Genomic DNA, 1582 nt, shown 5'->3' on the forward strand with positions numbered 1-1582 from the left:
AGGCACTTTAAAGACTTTTCTTAACTGAAGAGTTTGATCATGGCTCAGATTGAACGCTGGCGGCAGGCCTAACACATGCAAGTCGAGCGGAAACGATGGAGTGCTTGCACTCCAGGCGTCGAGCGGCGGACGGGTGAGTAACGCGTGAGAATCTGCCCATTAGTGGGGGATAACCCGGGGAAACTCGGGCTAATACCGCATACGTCCTACGGGACAAAGCAGGGGACCTTCGGGCCTTGCGCTGATGGATGAGCTCGCGTCGGATTAGCTTGTTGGTGAGGTAAAGGCTCACCAAGGCGACGATCCGTAGCTGGTCTGAGAGGATGATCAGCCACACCGGGACTGAGACACGGCCCGGACTCCTACGGGAGGCAGCAGTGGGGAATCTTGGACAATGGGGGCAACCCTGATCCAGCCATGCCGCGTGTGTGAAGAAGGCCTTCGGGTTGTAAAGCACTTTCAGCAGGGAGGAAGGCTTTGGGCTAATACCCTGGAGTACTTGACGTTACCTGCAGAAGAAGCACCGGCTAATTTCGTGCCAGCAGCCGCGGTAATACGAAAGGTGCAAGCGTTAATCGGAATTACTGGGCGTAAAGCGCGCGTAGGCGGTGTGTTAAGTCGGATGTGAAAGCCCAGGGCTCAACCTTGGAATTGCATCCGATACTGGCACGCTAGAGTGCAGTAGAGGGAGGTGGAATTTCCGGTGTAGCGGTGAAATGCGTAGAGATCGGAAGGAACACCAGTGGCGAAGGCGGCCTCCTGGACTGACACTGACGCTGAGGTGCGAAAGCGTGGGGAGCAAACAGGATTAGATACCCTGGTAGTCCACGCCGTAAACGATGTCTACTAGCCGTCGGGGTCCTTAGTGACTTTGGTGGCGCAGCTAACGCGATAAGTAGACCGCCTGGGGAGTACGGCCGCAAGGTTAAAACTCAAATGAATTGACGGGGGCCCGCACAAGCGGTGGAGCATGTGGTTTAATTCGATGCAACGCGAAGAACCTTACCAGGTCTTGACATCCTCGGAACTTGGCAGAGATGCCTTGGTGCCTTCGGGAGCCGAGTGACAGGTGCTGCATGGCCGTCGTCAGCTCGTGTCGTGAGATGTTGGGTTAAGTCCCGTAACGAGCGCAACCCTTGTCCTTAGTTGCCAGCACTTCGGGTGGGAACTCTAGGGAGACTGCCGGTGACAAACCGGAGGAAGGTGGGGACGACGTCAGGTCATCATGGCCCTTACGACCTGGGCTACACACGTGCTACAATGGCTGGTACAGAGGGTTGCTAAGTCGCGAGGCGGAGCTAATCCCTTAAAGCCAGTCGTAGTCCGGATCGGAGTCTGCAACTCGACTCCGTGAAGTCGGAATCGCTAGTAATCGCGGATCAGAATGCCGCGGTGAATACGTTCCCGGGCCTTGTACACACCGCCCGTCACACCATGGGAGTGGATTGCACCAGAAGTGGCTAGTCTAACTTCGGAGGACGGTCACCACGGTGTGGTTCATGACTGGGGTGAAGTCGTAACAAGGTAGCCGTAGGGGAACCTGCGGCTGGATCACCTCCTTAACGACCTAGACCCCTCCCGA

General features: G+C 56.4%; 1 rRNA gene. It reads left to right on the plus strand.

The window, feature by feature from the left end:
• The first annotated feature begins 21 nt into the window (after positions 1–21).
• Positions 22–1562: ribosomal RNA gene (locus HMJ39_RS13840) — 16S ribosomal RNA — on the plus strand.
• Positions 1563–1582: the final 20 nt, after the last annotated feature.

The organism is Alloalcanivorax profundimaris (genome assembly GCF_015265435.1).
Lineage (GTDB): Bacteria > Pseudomonadota > Gammaproteobacteria > Pseudomonadales > Alcanivoracaceae > Alloalcanivorax > Alloalcanivorax profundimaris.